12 protein-coding genes are annotated in these 17,615 nt (G+C 67.5%); 6 read left to right on the top strand and 6 right to left on the bottom strand.

The window, feature by feature from the left end:
• Positions 1-78 precede the first annotated feature (78 nt).
• The 3 genes from ACY34H_RS24175 to ACY34H_RS24165 form a co-directional block, all read right to left on the bottom strand.
• Complete coding sequence (locus ACY34H_RS24175; RefSeq protein WP_464980019.1) at positions 79-1,098, bottom strand: proline iminopeptidase-family hydrolase; 1,020 nt, start codon at positions 1,096-1,098, stop codon at positions 79-81.
• A gap of 71 nt (positions 1,099-1,169) precedes the next feature.
• Positions 1,170-1,838, bottom strand: coding sequence for an isochorismatase family protein (locus ACY34H_RS24170; protein ID WP_464980018.1), 669 nt, complete (start codon positions 1,836-1,838; stop codon positions 1,170-1,172).
• 43 nt (positions 1,839-1,881) lie between these two features.
• Positions 1,882-2,808: an alpha/beta fold hydrolase gene (locus tag ACY34H_RS24165; RefSeq protein ID WP_464980017.1), complete on the bottom strand. Its 927-nt coding sequence runs from the start codon at positions 2,806-2,808 to the stop codon at positions 1,882-1,884.
• A gap of 420 nt (positions 2,809-3,228) precedes the next feature.
• Here ACY34H_RS24165 and ACY34H_RS24160 point away from each other — a divergent pair, with 420 nt between their 5' ends.
• The 4 genes from ACY34H_RS24160 to ACY34H_RS24145 are packed head-to-tail and all read left to right on the top strand — an operon-like array spanning position 3,229 to position 9,775.
• Positions 3,229-4,902 (top strand): DUF1302 domain-containing protein, encoded by a 1,674-nt coding sequence (locus ACY34H_RS24160; protein WP_464980016.1) that lies wholly within the window; start codon positions 3,229-3,231, stop codon positions 4,900-4,902.
• Positions 4,903-4,923: 21 nt separating this feature from the next.
• Positions 4,924-6,270: a DUF1329 domain-containing protein gene (locus ACY34H_RS24155; RefSeq protein ID WP_464980015.1), complete on the top strand. Its 1,347-nt coding sequence runs from the start codon at positions 4,924-4,926 to the stop codon at positions 6,268-6,270.
• Positions 6,231-7,337: a WD40/YVTN/BNR-like repeat-containing protein gene (locus tag ACY34H_RS24150; RefSeq protein ID WP_464980014.1), complete on the top strand. Its 1,107-nt coding sequence runs from the start codon at positions 6,231-6,233 to the stop codon at positions 7,335-7,337. Before ACY34H_RS24155 ends, ACY34H_RS24150 begins: the two co-directional genes overlap by 40 nt.
• Positions 7,334-9,775, top strand: coding sequence for an efflux RND transporter permease subunit (locus tag ACY34H_RS24145; protein WP_464980013.1), 2,442 nt, complete (start codon positions 7,334-7,336; stop codon positions 9,773-9,775). The genes ACY34H_RS24150 and ACY34H_RS24145 overlap by 4 nt, the downstream gene beginning before the upstream one ends.
• A 7-nt stretch (positions 9,776-9,782) precedes the next feature.
• Here ACY34H_RS24145 and ACY34H_RS24140 read toward each other — a convergent pair whose 3' ends face one another.
• Positions 9,783-10,784: a LysR family transcriptional regulator gene (locus tag ACY34H_RS24140; RefSeq protein WP_464980012.1), complete on the bottom strand. Its 1,002-nt coding sequence runs from the start codon at positions 10,782-10,784 to the stop codon at positions 9,783-9,785.
• A gap of 168 nt (positions 10,785-10,952) precedes the next feature.
• Here ACY34H_RS24140 and ACY34H_RS24135 point away from each other — a divergent pair, with 168 nt between their 5' ends.
• Both ACY34H_RS24135 and ACY34H_RS24130 read left to right on the top strand, forming a co-directional pair.
• Positions 10,953-11,762 (top strand): cyclase family protein, encoded by an 810-nt coding sequence (locus ACY34H_RS24135; protein WP_464980011.1) that lies wholly within the window; start codon positions 10,953-10,955, stop codon positions 11,760-11,762.
• Positions 11,763-12,093: 331 nt separating this feature from the next.
• The gene (locus ACY34H_RS24130) at positions 12,094-14,316 is read left to right on the top strand and encodes a family 1 glycosylhydrolase (protein ID WP_464980010.1); all 2,223 of its coding nucleotides are present in this window, start codon (positions 12,094-12,096) and stop codon (positions 14,314-14,316) included.
• A gap of 28 nt (positions 14,317-14,344) precedes the next feature.
• Here ACY34H_RS24130 and ACY34H_RS24125 read toward each other — a convergent pair whose 3' ends face one another.
• Positions 14,345-15,514, bottom strand: coding sequence for an MBL fold metallo-hydrolase (locus tag ACY34H_RS24125; protein ID WP_464980009.1), 1,170 nt, complete (start codon positions 15,512-15,514; stop codon positions 14,345-14,347).
• The gene (locus tag ACY34H_RS24120) at positions 15,511-17,535 is read right to left on the bottom strand and encodes a S8 family peptidase (protein WP_464980008.1); all 2,025 of its coding nucleotides are present in this window, start codon (positions 17,533-17,535) and stop codon (positions 15,511-15,513) included. The genes ACY34H_RS24125 and ACY34H_RS24120 overlap by 4 nt, the downstream gene beginning before the upstream one ends.
• Positions 17,536-17,615: the final 80 nt, after the last annotated feature.

Below are 17,615 nucleotides of genomic sequence, written 5' to 3'. Positions count from 1 at the left end.
ATGCGACGTTGGCCGGGGGCGCGATCTTCGGCACGGCATCGAGATGAGCGTCTCCGCTACAGGCCCAGGCCGCTGCGTTCAAACCTTGCGCAGGAATGTCATCAGGTAGGAAAAATAGTCAGCCTGTGCGTCCCACATCGACAGGTGACTTCCCGTTGCGCAGATTTCCGCCTGTCCTTGGGGCAGCAGCGACGCCATCTTGCGGATATCGGCTGGGTCCATTTCGTCGTGGACCGCGCCGAGCGCCAATGTGGGAACCTTGATCTCCGGCAGGCGGTCCCACCGCTCCCAGTCCTTCAGGTTGCCGTTGATAACGAATTCGCTTGCTCCCTGCATCTGATTGTAGATTTTCTTGTTGACCCTGCCAAATGCACGGACCACCGCCTCCGGCCACGGCTGAATCCGGCAGATCACTTGCGGATACAAATAGGTCATCATGATTTCCTCGTAGGCGGGCGTGTCGTATGCGCCGCGCGACTCCAGCTCTTCCAGTTGCGCGCGCACCGTCGTGGGCAACCGCCTCTTGATCGTCTCCAGGTGGCGAAGCACTGACTGGATGCCAGCCGTCATGTTCGAGATCACGAGGCCCCGCAGGTGGCGCTGATGCCGCAGCGCATACTCGATGGCGAGCAGCCCGCCCCAGGAATGACCATACAACACGAACTTGTCCAGGCCCAGGCCCTTGCGGACTTCCTCCAGCTCCGCCATGTATCGGGGCAGCGTCCACAGGGAAGGATCCTCCGGGTGGTCGGAATTGCCGCAGCCCAGCTGGTCGTAGTAGTACATTTCGATGCCTGCCTGTGGCAGGAACGATTCCATCGCCTCCAGATAGTCATGCGAGAATCCAGGCCCGCCATGGAGCAGGAGGACCTTGACGGCGCCGTCGCCGATCTTCTTGGTCCATACCTTGTACTTGCCGCCGACTACCGGCACCATCTTCACGCCGCCGGTGCGGATTCCGGGCGGATTGAGGCCATCCGGTACGGGAGCCGTGATGCCGGCGGTGCGCTCATCACGCGCACCGGCCTGCCCGGGCACCGCCGTGGCGGCCGTTGCAAGGCTGGACGCAAGAAAATCTCTACGATTCATATGTTTCATTTCCGGGTCAAGGCGGAACGATGCGATCTGTTCTAAAGCCGCAACGTTTCCGGTTTCAATCTCGCTGCCGGCTAACGCGTTTCGCGCAGTGCCTGCTGGGCCCGGAAATAACTTTCCGCGACGGCCGCATAGTTGGGGGCGACCAGTCCATACAGCTTGGCCAGCTCGGCTGCTTCCGGGCGCGCCCATGTCCGGTGCAGTTCGGACAGCAGCGCATTCGTCGTCGTGGGGCGCACGCCGCCCTGGACGAATCGCGCCAGCGAAACGCGCGAGGCCATCTCGCTCGGGTCGCCAGACGCATCGATCACGGCATACACCTCATAGCCAGCCGCGCACGCATCGAGCGCGGGGAACATCACGCACACGCTGGTCCACACACCGGCCATCACCAGCGTCCTGCGGCCGGTGGCGCGCACCTGGGCAACGAAATCATCGTTGTCCCAGGCGTTCACTTCGCCCTTGCGCGGCACATAGACGGCGTGGGGCGCCAGTTCGTGGATTTCCGGCATCAGCGGACCATTGGTGCCGGCCGGTTCCGATGCCGTGGTCATCACGGGAATCCCCAGCAGCGTGCACAGCCTGGCGATCGTTTCCACATTGCGTCGCAGGTCGGCCACCGGGATATCCTTGACGGTCTGGAACAGGCCGGACTGATGATCGAGCAGCAGCACGAGCGTGTCGGCAGGATCGAGCAGCATCGCGCCGCCGCCGGAGGCCAGTACGCTGGGTTTGGTTTGCATGGTGGTTTGCATCGACGTTCTCCTTGGCATCCAGCGTTTCGCTCTACAACGTACGGTCGAGGAAGTCCCGGATCAGCGGCGCCATCACGTCGAGCTTGTCTTCGAGCGCGAAGTGCCCGGAATCGAGGATATGCAACTCCGCCGCGGGAAGGTCGCGCAGGTATGGATGGGCGCCCGGCTCCGGGAATATCACGTCGTTCTTGCCCCACACAATCAGGGTCGGCGGCTGATACTGGCGGAAAAACGCCTGAAAATCGGGATAGAGGGGAACGTTCGATCCGTAGTCGCCCAACAGGTCGAGCTGAATCTCGCGATTGCCGGGCCGGTCGAGCAATGCCTGGTCAACCACCCAGTTGTCGGGACTGATCCGGCTGGTATCGCCGACACCGTCCGTGTACTGGAACCTGGTCAGCTCGAGCGTAACGAGATGGGCAAGCGCCTCGCGGTTGGCCAAGGATTTATCGGCCCAGTATGCCTTGATCGGATCCCAGAATGCCGCGAGCCCTTCCGTGTAGGCATTGCCGTTCTGGACGATCAGTGCCTGCACCCGTTCCGGGTGTTTCAGCGCAAGCCGATAACCGATCGGCGCGCCGTAGTCCATCACATACATGCTGTATTTCGTTACCTCCAGAGCAACCGTCAGCTTCTCGATCAGGGTCGCCAGGTTGGCGAACGTGTACGCGAATCCGGACCGGTCGGGTGCATCGCTCTGGCCATAGCCGGGATAATCCGGCGCGATCACATGGTACCGGTCGGCCAGCAGGGGTATGAGATTGCGGAACATATGGGACGACGTGGGAAAGCCGTGCAACAACAGCAGCACCGGGGCGTCGGCAGGGCCTGCCTCGCGGTAGAACACGTCGACGCCGTCGATGTTCACCTTTTTGTAGTGAATGACAGGTACCGCGAGGGCGTGCCGCCCGGATGGGCGCTGGCGATCAATCTGGTCAATCGAATCGGGTCGGTTCACGGTTATCTCCAACAGGTCAGGGGTTATCGGGCACACCGGGACGGTGTCTGATTGGTACTGTATTCCCCGTGACACGCGTTGCCTCGTTAATCGAGGTTAATAGGGGTTAAGCGAGGGGTTAAGCGAGGGGCTAAGCGGAGACGCCGGTCATGTGCCGCCGTGAAGGACAGTATGTAAAGCGACATGATTGATGCCATACCGGGCTCGGCTGCTGCGGCCGCATCGCATTTGCCGATATCTCGCATCGCCATAAACCATTTTTCGGCGCCTCGCGGCCTGGGTATTCTTGACCAACAAGAAAACGCAACCTCCCGCCTTCATTCAAGGCACCGCATCACCTCGCAGCAGCAACAAACCCAAGAAACGCGCACAGACATGCGCGGCGGGCCCGTTCGTCCCGCATAAAACCAAGGAGACACGATGCAACACACCAGAGCACGCATGACGGCGGCCGTGGCTGCGGCGCTTGCCGCCATGGCCGGCGCCCAGGCGGCGGAAATCGCCACCACCATTCCCGACTTGGCGGTCCGCTGGGACAATACGGTCAAGTACAGCGCCGCCTACCGGCTCAAGCACCCGTCGGCCGTGCAGGTCACGCCGGGCGAGAACACGGTCAATACCGACGACGGCGGCCGCAATTTCGGCAAGGGTTTTGTCTCGAACCGCGTCGACCTGCTGTCCGAGCTGGACGTATCCTATCGAAACTTCGGTGTGCGCGTCAGCGGGGCGGCCTGGTACGACGGCATGTACAACCGTTCCACCGACAACCCGTTCCAGCCCACCTACAACGCGGTATCCGTACCGGCGGGCGAGTTTACGGAAGCGACCCGCAAGCTGCATGGCAGGAAGGCCGAGCTGCTCGACGCGTTCGTGTTCGCCAAAGGCACCGTGGGCGAGATGCCGTTCACGGTACGCGCCGGCCGCCATGCGCTGGTGTATGGCGAGACACTGTTCTTCGGCATGAACGGTATTGCCGGCGCCCAGCAGCCGATCGACGTGGTCAAGGGCCTGTCGGTGCCCGGCACGCAGTTCAAGGAACTGCTGCGGCCGGTCGGCCAGGTGTCCGGACAGATCCAGGCCGGCGCCAATGTCAGCGTTGGCGCCTATTACCAGTACCGCTGGGAGAACAGCCGCCTGCCGGGCGCCGGCAGCTATTTTTCGACCGTCGACTTCCTCGACGAGGGTGGCGAGCAGCTCTTCACCGGTGTCGATGCGACGGGCCGCCCGGTGGCGCTGACACGCGCACACGACCGCCTGGCGAAGAACTCGGGGCAGGGCGGCGTCCAGCTGAAATGGAGCCCGGAAGGCCTGGGCGTCGACTTCGGCTTCTATGCCGCGCGCTACCACGACAAGACGCCGCAGGTAGTACTGGCTCCCGGCCTGCACACGTATTCGCTGTACTACCACGAAGGCATCCGCACCTACGGCGCCAGCGCGACGACCACGCTGGGCGAGTTCAACTTCTCCGCCGAGGCTTCCGTGCGCCACAACGCGCCCCTGTCGCATGCCGGCACGGCCGACCTGTTCGGCCTCGTGCCCGCGGCGTTCGGCGGCCCCGTGGCGGCGTCGGACAACAGCGGCAATCCGGTCTACCCGGTGGGCCGCACCGCGCACCTGAACGTGTCGGTGCTGGCTTCGCTCGGTCCCAGCTTCATCGCCCGCGAAGCATCGCTGGTGGGCGAGATCGCCTGGAACCGGGTGACCAGCATCACGAAGAACGCCACGATGATCGATCCGAACGCGCGCCGCGAAGGGACCGCGATCCGGGTCGTGTACGAACCCAGTTACCGCCAGGTGGCGGGCGGGCTCGATCTGTCGGTGCCGATCGGCCTCGGCTACGCGCCGGCCGGACGCTCGCTTGCCCTCGGCAGCAGCTTCGGCGTGCAGCGCGGCGGCGACATCAGCGCCGGCCTGAATGCCGTCTACGAAAGCGCGTGGTTTGTATCGCTGAACTACACCCACTACTACGGCCGCGAGGATACGCCAACGGTGCTGACGCACGCGGCGCGAACGCTGCCGCAAACCGCCTACACCTATGGCCAGGCCATGAAGGACCGCGATTTCATCTCGCTGTCCGTGCGCCGCACCTTTTAAATACCAGAACGGAGACACCCCATGACCCGCATGAAGTACCTGCCTCTCGCCCTCGCAGCCGTCCTGTTTGCCGGTGGCGCCCACGCCGCAACCGCGGAGGAGGCGGCGCAACTGGGCAAGACCCTGACGCCGCTGGGCGCCGAAAAAGCCGGCAACAAGGATGGCACGATTCCCGCCTGGGATGGCGGTCTCGTCAAACCGGCCGCCGGCTTCGGCAATGGCGGGCGGCGCGACCAGGACCCGTTCGCGGGCGAAAAGCCGCTCGTCTCGATCACGGCGAAGAACATGGAACAGCATGCCGACAAGCTGTCCGACGGCAGCAAGGCGATGTTGAAGAAATACCCGTCGTACCGCATCGATGTCTACCCGACCCACCGCACCGCGGCCGCGCCGGACTGGGTGTATGCCAACACGCTGAAAAACGCCACGCGTGCGAAGCTGAGCGACAAACTGGTGCCGGAAGGCGCGTATGCGGGCATTCCGTTCCCGATCCCGAAGACCGGCGCGGAGGTGATGTGGAACCACCTGCTGCGCTGGCGCGGCACCGACTGGCAAAAGCCGTTCCGTTCCTATCTGACCACGGCGGCCGGCAAGCCCGTGATGACGGTGGACGGCACGGCCGACGGCAGCATGCCGTACTACTACAAGGACGCGTCGCCGGAAAAATTCAACGGCACCTACTGGACCATCCGGCTGGTCAATTCCGGCCCGCCGATCCGCGCGGGCGAGGCGATCAACGGCAAGCTCAATCTCGATCCCGAAAAGGACTCCAGCTACGTCTACCTGCCGGGCCAGCGTCGCACGCGCAAGCTGCCGAACGCCTGCTGCGATACGCCGACACCGGCCACGGCGGGCGTGATGAGCTTCGACGAAATCGATATCTTCGGCGGCCGGCTGGACCGCTTCGACTGGAAGATCCTGGGCAAGAAGGAAATGTACATCCCGTACAACAGCAACCGTTCGCTGAAGGGCAAGGATGCCGACGTGCTGGCGGCGAACCACCTGAACCCGGACAGCGTGCGCTGGGAACTGCACCGCGTGTGGGTGGTGGAAGCAAAGCTGAAGGCCGGCCAGCGTCACCTGGCGCCGCGCAGCGTGTACTACATCGACGAGGATTCGTGGACCGGCGCGCTGGCCGACCGCTGGGATGCCAACGGCCAGCTGTGGAAGACGCTGTGGTCGCTGCCGGTCACGATGCCGGACCTGCCGGCCACCACCAGCATCACGTTCGGCTTCTATGACCTGGTGTCGGGCACGTGGTTCGTCAGCGACCTGGTGACGGAAAAGGCGACCCAGTTTAAACAGATGCCACGCTGGCCGGAAGCGACGTGGAGCCAGGAAGCGCTTTCCGGCGCGGGGTTGCGCTGATGGGCCGCTTCATCAATGTCCTGATCGGGGCTTGCCTGGCGCCGGCCGCAGCCATTGCAAATCCCGCACCGGTGGCGGTGGCGGGAGTCAACGCGGTGCTGGACCGCCCGGCCGTGCAGGACCGCCAGGCGCAGCACCGGGTCATGCTGGGCCTCGACCGTCTCGGCGGACGCGCCATCGCCGTCGGCGAGCGCGGGCTGGTGCTGCTGTCGGACGACGGCGGCGGGAAATGGCGCCAGGCGCAGGTGCCGGTCAGCGTCACGCTGACGGCGGTTCGCTTCGTCACGCCGCAGCAGGTATGGGCGATCGGCCACGGCGGCGTGGTGCTGCACAGCGCGGACGGCGGCGCCACGTGGCGCCGGCAACTGGACGGGCGTGGCATCATCCGGCTGCTGGACACCGCCGCGCGCGGCAACGAGGCGCTGGCCGCGACCGCGCGGCAGTTTGCCGCCGACGGTCCGGACAAGCCATTGCTTGACCTGCACTTCTTTGACGCCCGGCGCGGCATCGTGGCCGGCGCCTATGGCCTGGCGCTGCGCACCGAGGACGGCGGCGCCACCTGGGCGGTCCTGAATCACGCGATCGACAATCCGGATGGCCTGCACGTGTACGCGATCGCCGCGCGCGGCGACGAAACCTGGCTGGCCGGCGAGCAGGGCTACCTGGCCCGCTCGCTGGACGGCGGTCGCAATTTCACGCGCGTGCAGGCACCATACCGGGGAACTTGGTTCACGGCCCGGCCGCTGCCCGACGGCGGCATGCTGTTCGCCGGCCTGCGCGGCAACGCGTTCCGCTGGAGCGGGCAGGGATTCGAACAGCTGGCCGGCTACGCGCCGGTATCGCTGAGCGCGTCCGCCACCGGCCCTGGCGGCGTGCTGCTGGCCGACCAGGCCGGCCATGTGTACCGTGCCGGCACGACGGACCGGCCTGCCCGGATGGTGAAGCTGGCCACGCCGCCGGCACCGATCGCGGCGCTGGCAACCACCGCCGACGGCGACGTGCTGGTGGCCGGCGTGCGCGGCGTGTCGCGCATCGCCGCCGCCGCGCTGGAAGGAGGTGCGCCATGAGTTTCGGCGCTTCCGCAGGCGAACAGGCGGTGATCCGCGACCTGTCGCAATTCGATACCCGCTCCGGCAGCGCGCTGGAACGGCTGCTGTTCAACCACCGGCTGCTGGTGGCGCTGGCCTGCCTGCTGGCGACGCTGGCGCTGGGCTGGCAGGCCACGCGCCTGAAGCTCAATGCCAGCTTCGAGGACATGATCCCGGCCAGCCATCCGTACATCGCCAGTTACCTGGAGCATCGCGACCAGCTGAGCGGGCTTGGCAACGCGGTGCGCATCGCCGTCGCGGCGAAGGGCGGCACCGTGTACGACGCGCAGTATCTCGCCACGCTGCAGAAGATCAGCGACGAGCTGTTCCTGGTCCCGGGCGTCGACCGCACCTACATGAAATCGCTGTGGACGCCGTCCACGCGCTGGGTCGGCGTGACGGAGGAGGGTATGGAAGGCGGCCCGGTGATTCCGAACGACTACGACGGCTCGCCGCGCAGCGTCGCCCAGGTGCGCGAGAACGTGGCGCGTTCCGGCGAGATCGGCCAGCTGGTGGCGGTCGACGGCCGTTCCAGCATCCTGTACGTACCGCTGCTGGACCGCGGCGCCGACGGCAAGCCGCTGGACTATGCGGTGCTGGGTGAACAGCTCGAACAGCTGCGCGCCAAGTACGCCGGCGGGAATGTCGAGCTGCACATCGTGGGTTTCGCGAAAGTGGCGGGCGACCTGATCGAGGGTTTGCGGCAGGTGCTGCTGTTCTTCGCCGCGTCGACGGTGATCGCGGCGGCGATGCTGTACTGGTACACCCGCTGCGCGCGCAGCACGCTGCTGGTGGTGGCCTGTTCGCTGGTGGCGGTGGTGTGGCAACTGGGCCTGCTGCCGCTGCTCGGCTATGGGCTCGATCCGTACTCGATGCTGGTGCCGTTCCTCGTGTTCGCGATCGGAATGAGCCACGGCGCGCAGAAGATGAACGGCATCATGCAGGACATCGGCCGCGGCACCCATAAACTGGTCGCGGCGCGCTACACGTTCCGGCGCCTGTTCCTGGCCGGCCTGGCGGCGCTGCTGTGCGACGCGGTGGGCTTTGCCGTGCTGGCGATCATCGACATCAAGGTGATCAAGGATCTCGCGGCGGTGGCCAGCATCGGCGTCGCGGCGCTGATCCTGACGAACCTGATCCTGCTGCCGATCCTGTTGTCCTGGCTGGGCGTGGATGCCGAAGCGGCGCGGCGCAGCCTGCGCGCCGAGGCCGCCGAGACGTCCGAATCAGCCCACGGCGGCGGCAAGCGCGGCTGGACGCTGCTCGAACGGTTCACCGAACGGCGCACCGCGGCGGCCACCATCGCCATCGCGGCCCTGCTGGGCGCCGGCGGCTACTACACCAGCCTGCACGTGAAGATCGGCGACCTCGATCCGGGCGCGCCGGAACTTCGGCCGGACTCGCGTTACAACCGCGACAACGCCTACGTGGTCAGCCATTACGCGGCGAGCAGCGACGTGTTTGCCGTGATGGTGAAGACGCCCGACAACGCCTGCGCCAGCTACGACACGCTGATGCGCGTGGATGCGCTGGAATACCGGCTGTCGCAGCTGCCGGCGGTGGAAACCACCAATTCGCTGGCGCTGCTGAACCGGCGCGTGCTGACCGGCATGAACGAAGGCAGCCTGAAATGGTACGAGCTGGTGCATAACCAGGGCGCGCTGAACATGGTCACGGCGGGGGCGCCGCGCGGCCTGTACAACGACACCTGCAACCTGCTCACCGTGTATGCCTACCTGACCGACCACAAGGCCGACACGCTGGCCGGCGTGGTGAAGGTCGTCGAGGAGTTCGCCCGCGACAACGACACGCAGGACGTCAAATTCCTGCTCGCGGCCGGTAACGCGGGGATCGAGGCAGCCACCAACATCGTCGTCCACGAAGCCAGCCGCGAAATGCTGTACTGGGTGTATGCGGCGGTCATCGTGCTGTGCCTGGTGACGTTCCGTTCCTGGCGCGCGGTGGTCTGCGCGGTGGTACCGCTGGTGCTGACTTCCGTGCTGTGCGAGGCGCTGATGGTGTGGCTCGGCATCGGCATCAAGGTGGCCACGCTGCCGGTGATCGCGCTGGGCGTGGGCATCGGCATCGACTATGCGCTGTACGTGATGAGCATCCTTCTGGCGCGCCAGCAGGCCGGCGATTCGCTGCGCGAAGCCTACCGCCACGCGCTGCGCTTCACCGGCAAGGTTGTGCTGCTGACCGGCGTGACGCTGGCGATCGCCGTGGCCACCTGGGCCCTGTCGCCGATCAAGTTCCAGGCCGACATGGGCATCCTGCTGGCGTTCATGTTCCTGTGGAATATGATGGGAGCCCTGGTGCTGCTGCCGGCCCTGGCCTGCTTCGTGATGCCGACGGCGCGGCGGCGGGCGGAGGCGGCGCCGGCCGGCCTGGCGGCGCGGCCGGCGATGGTGGAATAGGGGAGGTTCAGGAGCAGGCGGCCAGCGTGGGCGCCTGTTCCTGCGGCATGCAATGGTTTGGAATGCTGGATGCATCTCCGGATGCATCGCAGGATGCATCGCCAAAGGGGTCGGCACGCGCGATGTCGGCCAGCACGGAGCGCAGCCAGATGTGCGAGGGATCGCGGTCGAGGAAGTGGTTCCATTGCATGCACATTTCCAGCGCCGGGATGTCCAGTGGCGGCGGCAGCAGGCGGATCGGGTAGTAGCGCGCCAGCGTGCGCGCCAGCCGCGTATGCATCGTGGCGATGCGGTTCGTGCCGATCACGAAGTGGGGAATGCTGGTGAAGTTGGTCGTCGTGACTTCGATGCGGCGGTCGTAGCCGCTCACCTTCAGGAACCACTCTTCGAAGCTCGTCACCGCGGCGCCGAAGCGGGACGACACGTGGCCCAGGGCCATGTACTGGTCCAGCGTCAGCGCATCGCCGACCTGGGTATTGCCGGTCCAGGCGATGCATGTGTAGGTTTCCTCGAACAGCACGTGCACCGGGTGCGTCTCGGCGATGAACTTGCGGGGCAGGACGATCAGGTCCACCTCGGCACGCTCGAGCAGGTCGATCGGGTTCGACGTCGTCGGCAGCACGTCGAGCGTGATGTGCGGCGCGGTGGCGGCGAAGCGCTGGCCCAGGTCGCCCAGCAGCACCGTCGAGATGTAGTCGGAGGCGAGGATGCGGAAGGCGCGGCTGGCCGTCGCGGGATCGAATTCGGGGCGGATGTCGATCGTGGCCTGGATCTGCAGCAGTACCTTGCGCACCGGGTCGCTCAGGCTGGTGGCCAGCGGCGTCAGGATCAGCGTGCGGCCGACGGGGACCAGCAGCTCGTCCTTGAAGTACTCGCGCAGGCGCGCCAGCACGCCGCTGGTGGCCGACTGGCTCAGGTTCAGGCGGCCGGCCGCGCGGGTGATGCTTTTTTCGCTCAGCAGCGCGTCGAGCGCGACCAGCAGGTTGAGGTCGAGGCGGTTGAAACGCATGGGTGTCTCCGGATATTTTTTATGCGGAAGATGATGCCACATCCGCCGCGCGGGGAAGGCGGGCCGGCCATCGGTTTTGTCGATACCTGTGATCGATACAATCCATTTTGCGGTTGCCGGCGCGGGCAGTACGCTTCACGCGACATCTGACAACAAGCCGGAGACCCCATGACACGCCGCTTCATCGATCTTTCCATCTTCCTCGAGAACGAAGTGCTGTCCGACCCGCCGCCGCTGGCGCCGAAGATCACGTACCAGAAACACACGGACACGCTGCATGAATTCATGGCGATGATCCCCGGCACCACCGAGGCCGATTATCCGGACGGCGAAGCCGCCGCCGCCGAGTGGGTGACGATGACGACCCACAGCGGCACCCACCTCGATGCGCCTTACCATTTCCACTCGACGATGGATGCCGCCACCGGCGAAAAGAAGGCCTCGATCACGATCGACGAAGTGCCGCTCGAATGGTGCTTCCAGCCGGGCGTGAAACTGGACTTCCGCCATTTCCCGGACGGCTACGTGGCTACCGCCGCCGACGTGGCCGCTGAACTGGAGCGTATCGGCCACGAACTGCGTCCGCTCGACATCGTCGTCGTCAACACCCGCGCGGGCAGCCGCTATGGCCACAACGACTACGTTTCCGCCGGCTGCGGCATGGGCTATGAAGCAACGATGTACTTGCTGGAGCGCGGCGTGCGGCTGACCGGCACGGACGCGTGGAGCTGGGACGCGCCGTTCTCGTACACCGCGAAGAAAATCGCCGAGACGGGCAACAAGGCGCTGATCTGGGAAGGCCACAAGGCCGGCCGGGATATCGGCTACTGCCACCTGGAGAAACTGCACGCGCTGGAATCGCTGCCTTCCCATGGCTTCTACATCAGCTGCTTCCCCCACAAGGTACGGCGCGGCTCCGCCGGCTGGACACGCGCCGTCGCCATCTTCGACGACGCACTGCTCGCCCTGCCGCGCTGAAAGTTGCCTGGAAAACAGGGTCTGTCCCCATATTTGTCTGGCCTGTTTCCATACGTTCTCCGCTGCGTACGGGATCTTGCGTTCGTCGTGGGATCTCGCCGGATTGCCATGGTGGCTGTTGCGTTGCTCCGCCCCGGGCTGCGTCTGGCGCGCGCCAAGGCATGAACAAGAAGGCGCGCGTTTCATGTAAATGACGGTAGTTGTCAACACTTATAGGACTCTTCCGCGCCGCACCACGGCGTTTTGTCCGACAGGGCTGTTGCCCCTCCGCCCACGCCGGCCTGTACGGTGCGGTTTTAAGCTGGTGGCGGGTCAACACTGGAGAGTCAACATGAGCAACGATGTAAACGGTTCCGCGCCCCTCGAACTGTGGGGCGGCCTCGAATGCACGATCAACCGCGTGTCGGACCGGTACTTCAGCCAGATGGAACGCAACGGCCACCTCGACCGGCTCGACGACATCGATCGTTTCGCCTCGCTGGGGATCCGTGCCGTGCGCTATCCGGTCCTGTGGGAACACACCGCGCCGGACGGCGTCGAGAACGCCGACTGGTCTTGGTCCGACGCACGCCTGCCGCGCCTGCGCGACCTGGGCGTGGAACCGATCGCCGGCCTGGTGCACCACGGCAGCGGACCAAGGCATACCAGCCTGGTATCGCCATGTTTTCCCGAGAAACTGGCCGAGTTTGCCGGCGCCGTGGCGCGCCGCTATCCGTGGCTGACGTATTACACGCCGGTCAACGAGCCGCTGACGACGGCGCGCTTCTCGGCGCTGTCCGGCGTCTGGTATCCCCATGCCCGCTCGGAGCAGGCATTCGTCCGGGCACTTCTGAACCAGTGCCGCGCCACGGTGCTGGCGATGCGGGCGATCCGCGAAGTCAATCCCGACGCGAAACTGGTGCAGACCGACGACCTGTCGCGCACCTATGGCACGCCCGAGATGGCCGAACTGGTCGACTTCTTCAACGAGCGCCGCTGGCTGTCGTGGGACTTGCTGTGCGGCATGGTCGGGCCGGAACACGCGCTGTACGGTTTCATGCTGAAATCGGGCGCCGCGCCGGAAGAACTGCAATGGTTCCGCGATAACCCGTGCCCGCCGGACATCGTCGGCGTCAACTATTACATCACCAGCGAGCGCTGGCTCGACCATCGCGTCGAGCGCTTCCCGGACAGCCACGTGCACGAATACAAGGGGGTGCGCCACGCGGACATGGAAACGGCGCGCGTGCTGGCCAACCCCACGCGCGGCATCGGCCCGTTGCTGGGCGAGGTATGGGAGCGCTACAGGCTGCCGGTGGCGATCACCGAGGCGCACATCGATGCGCATCGCGAGGACCAGCTGCGCTGGCTGCGCGAAACGTGGCAGGCCGCCCAGGCGCAGCGCGATGCGGGCGCCGACATCCGCGCCGTCACCGTGTGGGCGCTGCTGGGCTCCTACGACTGGAACTGCCTGGTGACGGCCTGCCATGGCTATTACGAACCGGGGCCCTTCGACGTGCGCGGCGCCGAACCGCGGCCGACCGCCGTCGCCGACCTGATGCGGCGGCTGTCGAGCGGCCGCAAGCTCGATCATCCGGTATTGCACGGCAGCGGCTGGTGGCACCGGCCGGGCCGCTTCCTGTGCCGCCCGGTTGCCGCGCCTGCCGTGACGGTCTCGCTGACCGAACGCCAGCAGGCGCGGGCGCCGATGCCGCCGATCCTGGTGGCGGGGGCCAGCGGCGCGCTGGCCCGCGCCTTCGCCGCCCGCTGCAAGGCGCGCAACCTGCCATGCGTGCTGGCGGGGCGCGACACGATGGATGCCACCGACCCGGAAGCGGTCGAGCGCATGATCCGCCGGCACCGGCCGTGGGCGATCGTCAATGCGGCCGGCAGCCGGCCGCCGGCGCCGGGCATGACGGAAGTGGGGCGGATGGAAGAGCAGTACCGCGCCCACGTGGCCGGCGCCGTCGTGCTGGCGCTGGCCGCCGGACGGCATGGCCTGCCGTACCAGATGTTTTCCAGCGCCGCCGTGCTGGCCGGCGTCGAGGGAGTGCGCGACGAGTCCGCAACGCCGGTGCCGCTCGATGCGTTCGGCCGCTGCCAGGCCGAAGCCGAACGCCGCGTGCTGGGCGCCAACCCGCGCGCGCTGGTGGTACGCAGCGGCCAGTTTTTCAGCGCCGATGGAGACGTCGGCCTGCTGGGCCAGGCGCTGGCATCGCTGCGCGACGGCCAGCTGGTGGCGTTGCCGCAGGACCTGGTGCTGGCGCCCACCTACCTGCCGGACCTGGTCGATGCATGCCTGGACCTGGCCGTCGACGGCGAACACGGCACCTGGCACCTGTTCAACGACGGTGGCGTGGCGGCCGTCAGCCTGGTCGCGCGTGCCGCCGCGCAGCTGGGGCTGGGCGCGATGCTGGTCCAGCACGACGTCGACGACGAAGCGGTGGCGCCGCTGCTGGCCACCCGGCGCGGGGCACTGCTGCCGTCGCTGGACTACGCGCTGGCACGCTTCGGTGCCGCCAGCCAGGCCGCCGCCGTGGAGCGGCGCGGTGCGCCCCGCGCGGGCCGCGGGTGAGCCGGTAGTCCACCGTCCAGGTTCGCTCTCAGTACGTTACCGGGGCCAGCAGGTCGACCATGATGCCCGGCGCGTCCGCCTTGCGGGTGCGCAGGTGCGCCTTCAGCTTCGGCGCCGCCTTCAGCGCGGCGGCGATGTTGGCGGCCAGCGCCGGCCGCAGCGGGTTGCTGCGGTTGGTCAGCCACACGCACCAGCCCCGCTTGCGGGCGCCGGCCGCGATCCACACCAGCGTTTCCGCCGACGGATTGTCGTGCCGGCCATCGGCCGAGATCACGTAGTGGCGGGCCTGCACCCGCTCGAAGAACGCGGGGGCCAGGTTGCGGTTGCTGCCGTGGTGCGGCACCTTCAGCACGTCGAAGTAGACCCGGCCATCCGCATCCAGCAGGCCTGCTTCCTCCAGTGCCGCCAGCACGTGATCGCCGCGCGCGTCGCCCGTCAGCAGCATCCGCACGCGCCGGCCCTGCGCACCGCGCGCCGTGACGACTAGAACCAGGCTGGACAGGTTGAATACCGACGAATCCACGTAATCGGCGGTGGCCGCGCCGTCCTTGACGGCCTTGCGCTCCCACTCGATGGACAGCCTGCGCAGGTGCGCGATGTTCGGGCAGACCAGCCGTACGTCCAGCACGCCGAGGTCGAGCGGCAGCATGGCGGGCCCGCCGTCCGCCACCAGCGAGGTGGCGCCGCCGTTGACCACCGTGCGCAGCCGTTCCATCTGCTGCAGCAGCGCCTGTCCCTGCCGCACGCTGGCCTCGGCGGCCCGCAGGCTGGCGGGACGGCCCTGGCCATCCAGGCCGGCCGGCGCGGGGCCATCGAGCGCCGCCATCGCGGCGCGCGCCGGCTGGGGCAGGTGCGCCAGCAGCGCCTCATCGAAAGTGTTCAGCCAGAAGCGGTCGCACTGGGCCGGGCAGTCTTCGGCGCCCAGGCTTTCGGCCAGCGCGAGCACGCCGCCGACATGGTCGCCGTCGAGGTGCGTGACGAGGATGTGGCGGATTTCCAGCGGCATCCGGCCGAGCCGCCCGGCGATCTGCGCGAGGCGTGGGCGCAGCGTGCGCTGCCAGGTGGCGCGCGGGCCGCCGTCGATCAGCAGGTGGCGGGGCGCGCTGCTGTCGCCGTAGTGCAGGATCAATGCGTCGCCCTCGGCGGCATCGAGCGCTTCCAGCGAGAAGATGGCTGCGCCCCGGGCCGCCATCGTCATACCGCCTGCAGCGCGCGCAGCGCATCGACCAGGCCGCAGCCCTGGAACGCCGGTTCGCGGCCCAGGTCCGTGGCCGAACGCCGCAGCACGTCCTTCACGCGGTCCGGGTGGCCCATCAGTTCGGGATGGCGCGCCAGCAGCAGCGCGGCCACGCCGGAGACGTGCGGCGCCGCCATGCTGGTGCCGTCCATCGTGGCGGTCTGCGCGCCGGGTGCCGTCGAGGTGATCTTTTCTCCCGGTGCCACGAGGTCGGGCTTGGCGCGGCCGTCGCCCGTCGGGCCGCGGCTGGAGAAATACGATACGCCGTACAGGTGCGGGTCGCTGCGGTGCGTGGCGCCCACCGTGATCGCGGCCTGCGCGTTGCCGGGATCGGTCAGGCTCTGGCCGCGGTAGGCGCCGCCCATGCTGGTGCGGGCATAGGCCTCGTCGAAGCCGCAGTTGCCTGCTGCCGCCACGACCACCACGCCGCTGCCGGCCAGGCGGTTACATTCCAGGCATACCGGCGTGCTGCCGCAGCCCCAGCTGCGTACCGAATGGTGCAGCGACAGGCTGATGTTCACGCCATGCACATATTGCCGGTCGCGGCTGCCGTTCAGGTAGCGCACGTACTGCAGCGCGGCGAGGATCGTGAACTCGTCGGCAAGTCCGTCGGCGTCGAACACGCGCAGGTCGAGCAGTTCGATCGCCGGGCAGATGCCCAGCAGGTCGGTATGGTCCGCCAGTTCGGCCGGCAGGGGCAGCCGGCGTTCCAGGTAGCGCCGGCCGTACCAGCCGGCGCCGAGGATGCCGGCGACGTGGGTGCCGTGGCTGTCGGCCGGCGCGACGTAGCCGTCCGGCGCATGGGGCACCGCCAGCAGCGGTTCGAGCAGCGACCAGTCCAGCATGCGGCCGCCGGCCAGGTCGCGGCCGAGGCGGGCGGCACGGTCGAGCAGGGCGGCGCCGCCGGGCTGGCCGGCGAGGCCGGCCATGACGGTTTCCGGCAGGGTGCCGTCGGTGAGACCGGCCAGGCGCGTGAAGTCCAGCGTCTGCACGATGCGCGACTGGCGCGGGTCGCAGGAGTCAACGCTGGAATCTCCGCCGCCGTCACCGCCGCCGTCGCCGCCGCGGGCACCGTCGCCCGCGAAGGCCGGATGGCCGGCGTCGATGCCGGAATCGACGATGGCCCAGCGCACGCCGCTCCCGCCGGTGTCGAACACGCGGCCGGCCGCATCGGCCTTCACCGTGCGCCGGCTGGTGAAGACCGCGTGCCGCGCGGGCCGGTTGCGGGCGATGTGCCACAGCGGCGGCACCGCGGCACCGCTGCCTGCATCGCCGCGGTGCCGCTCGCCGCAGTACCGGTCGCAGCAGTCGGCCAGCACGTCCAGTACTGCGCGGACGGCGCCGTGGATACGGGCCTGCAGTGCCGCTTCACCGATGCTGTCGCGCGTCACGCCGAGCAGGCCCAGGCCCACGTACAGCGCCGCCACGTTGACGAGACGCACCAGCGCGCCCTGTTCTCCGGCGCTGCGCGCACCAGGGACTGCATCGACCACGATGCGGCCCACGTCCTTGAAGCGCCCGATCGTCGCCACCGAGCGCAGGTGCTCCAGCACCTGCCGGCCCAGTTCCTGCGCGGTGCGCTCGCCGCGCAGCGCGGCGGCTACCGCATCGGGATTGTCCACCGGCGCAATGTGGCGCCGCCACCAGGCCGTGAGCGGCAGCAGGTGGAGCACGCCGAAGAAGTCGAGCCGCGCCAGCAGGTGGGACTCGTTGGTGGCGATGGCGGGTGCCGCGCGGCGCGCAGCCCGGTCCGCGTGGCAGGCGGCGACCGCCTGGCGCAGCGTGGCCGGATCGACGTCGCAGTGAGGGGTCAGCAGCAGCGACGCTTCGCCGGCGAAGCGCAGGTCGGCCGCGAAATGCAGCCACACGTCGCCGGCGATGGGAAGATCGCTGGTGAAGCGGCCGGGCTCGGGCTCGCAGCCGGCATAGACCAGCATGTACGCAAGATCACGCGCGAGCGGCGTCAGCGGATCGTCGTGCATGGACACCTCCACGGTGCGGAAGGGTTATTTCAGGCGGGGGATAGCAATATTGTAGTCAGGGTGGGCCACACAGGGAAGAA

The organism is Pseudoduganella sp. jia 9 (genome assembly GCF_055502615.1).
Note: the sequence above shows the minus strand (reverse complement) of the source record. Positions and strands in the feature narration are given on the sequence as shown.

Bases quoted from the DNA above. Each gene is read 5' to 3' on its own strand.
- ACY34H_RS24175 (WP_464980019.1), bottom strand. From the start codon at position 1,098: ATGAAACATATGAATCGTAGAGATTTTCTTGCGTCCAGCCTTGCAACG.
- ACY34H_RS24170 (WP_464980018.1), bottom strand. From the start codon at position 1,838: ATGCAAACCAAACCCAGCGTACTGGCCTCCGGCGGCGGCGCGATGCTG.
- ACY34H_RS24160 (WP_464980016.1), top strand. From the start codon at position 3,229: ATGCAACACACCAGAGCACGCATGACGGCGGCCGTGGCTGCGGCGCTT.
- ACY34H_RS24155 (WP_464980015.1), top strand. From the start codon at position 4,924: ATGACCCGCATGAAGTACCTGCCTCTCGCCCTCGCAGCCGTCCTGTTT.
- ACY34H_RS24145 (WP_464980013.1), top strand. From the start codon at position 7,334: ATGAGTTTCGGCGCTTCCGCAGGCGAACAGGCGGTGATCCGCGACCTG.
- ACY34H_RS24140 (WP_464980012.1), bottom strand. From the start codon at position 10,784: ATGCGTTTCAACCGCCTCGACCTCAACCTGCTGGTCGCGCTCGACGCG.
- ACY34H_RS24135 (WP_464980011.1), top strand. From the start codon at position 10,953: ATGACACGCCGCTTCATCGATCTTTCCATCTTCCTCGAGAACGAAGTG.
- ACY34H_RS24130 (WP_464980010.1), top strand. From the start codon at position 12,094: ATGAGCAACGATGTAAACGGTTCCGCGCCCCTCGAACTGTGGGGCGGC.
- ACY34H_RS24125 (WP_464980009.1), bottom strand. From the start codon at position 15,514: ATGACGATGGCGGCCCGGGGCGCAGCCATCTTCTCGCTGGAAGCGCTC.
- ACY34H_RS24120 (WP_464980008.1), bottom strand. From the start codon at position 17,535: ATGCACGACGATCCGCTGACGCCGCTCGCGCGTGATCTTGCGTACATG.